This window comes from Microbacterium sp. P5_E9, assembly GCF_054049175.1.
This window is the reverse complement of the sequence record NZ_JBFUMV010000023.1, coordinates 61,749-68,565: the sequence shown is the minus strand read 5'-3', so window position 1 is coordinate 68,565 and position 6,817 is coordinate 61,749. Positions and strand designations below refer to the sequence as shown.

5 protein-coding genes are annotated in these 6,817 nt (G+C 66.0%); 3 read left to right on the top strand and 2 right to left on the bottom strand.

Translation table 11 applies throughout. The features are described 5' to 3' along the window. The 3 genes from ACXJ3V_RS19375 to ACXJ3V_RS19365 all read left to right on the top strand — a co-directional run. The coding region (locus ACXJ3V_RS19375) for a carbohydrate ABC transporter permease (protein WP_457101987.1) at positions 1 to 766 on the top strand (766 nt) is incomplete at its 5' end. Further along, positions 763 to 1,602 carry a carbohydrate ABC transporter permease gene (locus tag ACXJ3V_RS19370; RefSeq protein ID WP_457101986.1) on the top strand — a complete coding sequence of 280 codons (840 nt, stop codon included), beginning with the start codon at positions 763 to 765 and terminating at the stop codon, positions 1,600 to 1,602. The genes ACXJ3V_RS19375 and ACXJ3V_RS19370, both read left to right, overlap by 4 nt. 58 nt (positions 1,603 to 1,660) lie before the next feature. Continuing rightward, positions 1,661 to 4,867 (top strand): glycoside hydrolase family 38 N-terminal domain-containing protein, encoded by a 3,207-nt coding sequence (locus ACXJ3V_RS19365; RefSeq protein ID WP_457101985.1) that lies wholly within the window; start codon positions 1,661 to 1,663, stop codon positions 4,865 to 4,867. 43 nt (positions 4,868 to 4,910) lie between these two features. Here ACXJ3V_RS19365 and ACXJ3V_RS19360 read toward each other — a convergent pair whose 3' ends face one another. Beyond that, positions 4,911 to 6,017, bottom strand: coding sequence for a Gfo/Idh/MocA family protein (locus tag ACXJ3V_RS19360; protein WP_457101984.1), 1,107 nt, complete (start codon positions 6,015 to 6,017; stop codon positions 4,911 to 4,913). Further along, positions 6,014 to 6,799 (bottom strand): ThuA domain-containing protein, encoded by a 786-nt coding sequence (locus ACXJ3V_RS19355; protein ID WP_457101983.1) that lies wholly within the window; start codon positions 6,797 to 6,799, stop codon positions 6,014 to 6,016. The genes ACXJ3V_RS19360 and ACXJ3V_RS19355 overlap by 4 nt, the downstream gene beginning before the upstream one ends. Positions 6,800 to 6,817 lie beyond the last annotated feature (18 nt).

Below are 6,817 nucleotides of genomic sequence, written 5' to 3'. Positions count from 1 at the left end.
CACGCTGGTCAGATCCTTCTTCGGCAATGTCGGTGAGGGCTTCGTGGGCCTGGACAATTACGTCCAGCTGTTCACCGACCCGGCACTTCTGGGCTCGGTGGTGAACACGCTCATCTGGGTCGTCGGGTCGCTCCTGCTGCCGGTCTGCCTCGGGCTCGCCATCGCGGTCGCAACGGACTCGATGCGTCTCGGATCGGTCGCGCGACTGGCCGTCGTCATCCCCTATGCCCTCTCCGGGACCGCCGTCGGCATCGTCGGATACATGATGTTCCAGACGGGGGGCTCGATCTCGCAGGCCCTGAACTTCTTCGGGTTGGGTGCCCTGGACCAAGCCTGGCTCCTGCACTGGCCGTCCAACGTGATCGCGGGGATCCTCGTCGCCACCTGGAACGGCACCGGAGTCAACGTCGTCCTGTTCATGGTCGGGCTGCAGACGATCCCGCGCGACACGCTGGAAGCGGCGGCGCTGGATGGCGCCGCCGGGTTCCGGCGCTTCATCTCCATCATCTTTCCGCAGCTTCGCGCGGTGACGGCCGTCGTGGTCGGACTCACGATCGCGAACGCTCTTCGAACGTTCGACATCGTCTACGTGCTGACCCGGGGTGGCCCAGGTCGCCAGTCCGAGGTGCTGGCCCTCTCCATGTATCGGCAGACGTTCCTGCTCTTCGATCCCGCCGTGGGCTCAGCGATCGCGATCTTCCTCACGGTGATCGTGCTCGCGGCGTCCTGGATCTACCTTCGCCGTCAGATTGGAAACGAGTCATGACCACGACGCATGTCAGGAAGATGAGCCCTGGCTCTCTCATCGTGGGGATACTGGTCACCATCGTCTCGATCGGATGGCTGATTCCGACCTACCTGGTCTTGGTGAACGCCATGACGCCCCTCGAGGACTACACGGGAAAGCCCGTGTGGTTCCCCGGTGGCTTCGGGCTGTTCGGGAATATCGCGCGAGGATGGGAAGCCGGCAACTTCACGATGGCTGCGACGAACAGCCTGATCTATGCCGCCGTCGCCACACTTCTCTCGGTGAGCATCGCGACGCTGGCAGCCTTCGCCGTGATCATCATGCCGGTGAAGCGCCCCAAGACGTGGTTCTGGCTGATCTACGTCGGAACACTTCTCCCGCTGCAGGCGTTCGCCATTCCTCTGTACCAGGCGTCCATCGGTCTCGGAATCTACGACACCAAGCCCGCCCTGATCATCGTGTACACCGCCATCTGCATTCCGTTCGGGTTCTTCCTGACGAGGAACTTCATGGCGACGCTGCCCATCGAGCTCAGCCAGGCGGCCCGAATCGACGGCGCGGGGTGGTGGCGGATGCTGTGGAGCATCTACCTTCCGCTGGTGCGGCCGGCGATGGCTGCCGCACTCGTCTTCCAGTTCATCGCGATCTGGAACGAGCTCTTCTTCGCGATCACACTCGCCATCAGCCCAGAGACGCAACCGGTCATGGCCGCGCTGACGGGTCTGCAGGGGAAGGACTCCACCGTGGGACAGCCGGCGACACTCGCCATGGCTCTGGTCGTCTCGATACCCACCGTCGCCATCTTCTTCATCTTCCAGCGGTACTTCAAGAGCGGTCTCACCGCGAACCTGTAGCCGTCGGCATCCGCACTCTCCACATCAGCCTTCTCGCGTCATCAAAGGACTATTCGTCGTGTCGAATCTCAGAAAGCCCACCAGCAAGGAAGTCGCCTTCTCCCCGTCGTGGGCCTTCAAGAGCCTGCGTGATCGGACACTCCAGACCCTCACCGCCGGCGGTCGGACGATCCGAGTCATCGCTGAGCCGATGCTCGCCCGGCCGGGCATGTTTCCTGCCGTCGAAGACGCGGACAGCAATGCACGGATCGACGGTGCCGCGCAGCCCATCCGCATTCAGGCGCCGTTCCCCATCACGACCGCCCGGGTCGGCGTGAACGGGCGATGGTTCCTGTCGCGGGCAGAGCCGCACACGCAGGGAGTGCGGGTCTACTTTCCCGAGATCGACGAGCCCACGACCATCCGCGTCGTTCTCCCCGAGGCTCCTGAGTTCGGCGAGATCCTCCTCGACGCCCGGCCCGCACGCAAGTGGCAGGTTCATCTGGTGCACCACTCGCATCTCGATATCGGCTACACCGATCCGCAGCCTCGGGTTCTCCGTGAGCAGGTCTCGTTCCTCGACACCGCGCTCGAGCACGTCGAGGACACCGCTTCCGGGCCGACCGACAGGCAGTTCAAATGGGTCGTCGAATCCCTGCACACCTTCCAGCTCTGGGAAAAGCACCGCACGGGGCGAACCATCGACCGCTTCATCGACCAGGTGCGGCTGGGGAACATCGAGTTGACGGCGGCGCCCTACAACATGGCGACCGAGACGGCATCGACGCCGGAGCTCTACGAGCTGTTCCGCTACACGCAGCAGGTGCGGGAGCGCTACGGGGTGGAGATCCCGGTGGCGATGCAGACGGATGTTCCCGGGGTGGTGTCCGGCTTCGTCGATGCGCTGGCCGACAACAAGGTGAAGTATCTCTCGGTGGCGCACAATTGGGCCGGCCGTTCTGCTCCGCATCTCCGTGACGCCGAGGAGATGCCGCAGCTGTTCTGGCTGCGCGCGCACAACGGCGGCCGGGTGCTCACCTGGATGACGGATTCCGGTCATGGCCTGGCATATCAGGAAGGCGCCTACATCGGCTTCTCGCAGTCCTATGACATGGTCGATGACCTCTTTCCGCTCTACATGAGCTCGTTGGAGGTGAACCCGTGGCCGTTCGATGAGAAGGCCTTCGGGTTCGGGTTGAGCAAGCCGTCCTGGACGCGGCAGCCGTACCCGCACGACATCGTGCACTTCCGGGTGCAGGGCCGGCTCGCCGACAACGCACCCGCCAACCGTCGGATCTCCGAGACGGTGGCGGATTGGAACGACAAGTGGGCGTATCCCCAGCTCCAGATGAGCACCAATGAAGCCTTCTTCACCCAGGCTGAAGCCACCCTCGGCGATGGCCTGCCGGAGTTCGGGGGCGATTGGCACAACTGGTGGGCGGATGGCGCAGGCTCCAGCGCGCACGGCATGCAGCTCGCCCGCCAGGCGCAGAACAAGCTGACCCAGATCGAGACGCTCGCCACCCTCCTGCCCGAGCACCCGGGGGCCGACGTGGAGAAGTCGGTACGGGAGGCGTGGAGCGGAATCGCGCTGTTCGACGAGCACACCTGGGGCGCAGCCAACCCGTGGACGTGGGGCGATGAGGGGACCAGCTCGCAGGAAGCCCAGTGGCATTGGAAGTTCTCCCGCGTGCAGCAGGCCCAGCAGGAGGTGCTGCTCCTCGAAGACGACATCTCGGTTCGCCTGGCCGAGCAGCTCGGCCACCCCGGCGACGGCGACGCGAGCATCTGGGCGGTGAACACTCAGGCGCACCCGCGGACCGGCGAAGTGGCAGTCTTCCTCCCCGAGTCGGCGGCGAGTCTGGAGACGGTGGTCGAGCTGTCCGACCCGCGCACCGGCGAGGGCATTCCCCACCGCGAGATCCCGCAGACCAATCCGTACCACCGGGAGGCCGGCCGATTCCTCGTCTTCCGCGTCGAGGACATTCCGGGGCTGGGCTTCGAACGAATCCGCGTGACGAAGAAGGACCGGGTTCAGATCCGTGCCCCGTACTTCGCGGAATCTCCTGACTTCGATGTTCCGCAGTCGTCCGGCGTGCTCGTTTCCTCGCCGGTCGGCACGGGCGTGCTCTCGGCCGATGGCCGGACGGCCGTGATCGAGAACGAGCACGTGAGAGTGAGCCTCGACATCGCCAAGGGCGCGCTCTCGGAGATCCTGCTCAAGGCGGAAGCACGCAATCTCGTCGACGACGGATCGGCCTTCGGCTTCAACGCCTACGTCTACGACACCTATGCGACCGCGTCGAAGGTCAACCACATGAGCGGGCACAGTCTCGTCCTCGACGATGAGCTCAGCCTGCTGAGCAGACGACTCGTGAATCAGGGCGCCTTCGAAGTCCAGTTCGGCTCGGATGCGCTGGGGCAGTCACTCACCTACCGAACCCGGTGCGGCGACAACGAGATCACCACCAGGCTGGATCTCGCAACGGACAGTGCCGTGCTGCAGGTGACGAACCGCGTCAAGAAGGGCGAAACGTTCGAGAAGGAGGCGGGCTTCTTCGCGTTCCCCTTCAAGATCGATCGACCGGTCATTCGCAGCGAGGTCTCCGGCTCCGTAATCGGCACTGATATCGAGCAGGTGCCGGGCTCCGTGCACTACATGCATGCGATCCGGCACTGGGTCTCGCTCAGCAGCGGCACCGAATCAGCGGCACTCGTCGTCGTGGACGCCCCGCTCGTTCAGATCGGCGACATCGCCCTTCCCTACCTGCCGTTCCCGCCCACGCTGGCCACGCCCGAGCCCAGCACGGTGTTCTCCTGGGTGCACAATAACCAGTGGGACACCAACTATCCGCTGCAGCAGGGGCTCGATATGGAGTTCCGCTACGCCGTGGGCGGGGCTGCCGTCAGCTCACCCGATGACGCGGCCGGCCACGCCGCTGCGATCGCCAGCCCCATCGTCCAGCCGATCCGGGGCGTGCTCGCCACCTCGCTCGCAGCGGGACCGGGGCAGGAGCAGCGAACGACCACGATGAACATCGACCATGACGGAGTCCGGCTCATCGACCGGACCTGGATAGACGACGGAAGAATGCTCTGCCGGTTCCAGTCCGTCGTCACCGAGCCGGTCACCGTGGGCGTTCACCTGGCCGGAGCGGAGCGCATCGTCGCCGCATCCATGCTGGGCTCGACATCCGACGACGTCTCGGTCAGCGAGGGAAGCTTCGAGCTGTCGGTTCCCGCGCTCGGAGCCGTTGCTGTCGTCGTGACGTTGGCCGGACGCTAGCAAGAGGGCGGGGCCGCGAATTCGGATTCGCGGCCTTGCCCGACTAGATCCAGGACCCCGCACCCACCCCGTCGCGCTGCCACCGCCGGAGCACTCTCGCGGTGTCGGGATCCGCCTCGACGTCGATCGCTTGGGCGAGCGCTCGGTCGATGACGTCGGGGATCGAGACGCGGGTGCCGGTCGAGGCTGACTCGATGGCGGCCTCGACCATGGCAAGACTGCGCACGTTGCTCGCCGCATGTCCGTCAGGGAGTGCGCCGGTCCGCAGCGACCCGATGAACTCGGCCAGCGACCCGGCGAACTCCTCCGGGATGACCCCCGGGTCGGCTGGTTTCAGGTCTGCGTCGGCCTCCCAGGTCGGCATGGCCTCGCCGTCCCAGAGCGCGCTGCCGCGCTCGCCGCTGACTCGCCACTGCGCGTTCCATGAGGTGTTCAGGCCGGGGCTGCACCAGGAGCCGGTGTAGCCGAACCGTGCCCCGCTCGCCGTGACGAAGTGGGCGGTGACAGCAGCGTCGCCCCGGTACCAGCTCCAGGCCGGATTGAACTCATCGCAGTAGACCGACACCGGTTCATCGCCCGTCAGGTAGCGGAAGGTGTCGAAGTGGTGGATCGCCATGTCGATCAGCAGCGGGTGCGCCATCTCGTCCCGAAAGCCGCCGAAGTGCGGTGCCTGGAAGAACTCCGCGGTGACGGCGCCCACCCTGCCGAGGCCGCGGACGGCCTCGCGGAACTGAGTGATCGACCGGTAATAACGGCGGGACTGGCTGACCATCAGCAGCTCGCCGGTGTGCGCGGATGTCGCCGCCAGCGACAGCCCCTCGGCGACGGTCGGGGTGAGGGGCTTCTCCGACAGGACGGGCAGGCCGGCCCGGAGCGCTACGGAGGAGACCGCATGGTGGGCGACCGGAACCGTCACATTCACCACGACATCGGCATCCACCGTCTCGATCAGCTCGGTGATGCTGGTCGCGACCGGCAGGCCGGGCGCCGCCGCGCGAGCGGCATCGAGGTTGAGGTCGACGAGACCCACCGTGTCGATTTGGTCGGAGGCGTTCAAAACCTGCAGCCACCCTTGACCCATGGGCCCGGCCCCCACCACGATGGCGCGCAGCCGGGCGCCGTCATCGGGCAGGGTGCGGAACGCCGTCATGTGGTGGTGCCGCCGAAGCGCTCTTTTGGCCAGGGGTGCTCGCCGGTGAAGAAGTCACCGGACTGGTACCGGGCGAGCTGCGGCGTTCGCCGGGACGCGGGCGCCGCCCAGGTGACGCCGTTCGCGATCACGCGCTGCACGTCCGGGTGGTGGTAGATCGGGTAGTCCTGATCGCCCGGACTGAAATAGAAGATCTTGCCGTAGCCGCGCCGGAACGTGGCGCCGCTGCGGAAGGCCTCCCCGCCGGTGAACGTGCTGATGAAGATGAGCTCGTCGGGGGCGGGGATATCGAAGAACTCGCCGTACATCTCATGCTGGTCCAGGACGAGCGGATGCGGCACGCCGGCGGCGATCGGATGGGTCGGATCGACGGTCCAGAGCAGTTCGCGGTCATCCGCGTTCCGCCAGCGCAGGGTGCAGCTGGTGCCCATCAGCCGTCGGAAGATCTTCGAGAAGTGCGCCGAGTGCAGGGCGATCAGACCCATGCCGGAGAGCACCGCCTCCTGCACGCGATCCACGATCGCGTCGGCGACATCATCGTGTGCGATGTGTCCCCACCAGATCAGCACGTCGGTGCTGTCGAGCACGTCTTGGGTGAGCCCGTGCTCGGGTTCGTCGAGGGTGGTCGTCTGCACCGTCGCGGTGGCCCCGAGAAGGGACTCGATGCCCGCTCGGATGGTCTCGTGCATGCCGTCCGGGTAGAGCTCCTGCACGCGGGGGTCGTTCTTCTCGTGCTGGTTCTCGCCCCACACCAGCACGCGCAGGGTGTTCGCTTCGGTCATGTTCTGGATGCTCCGTCC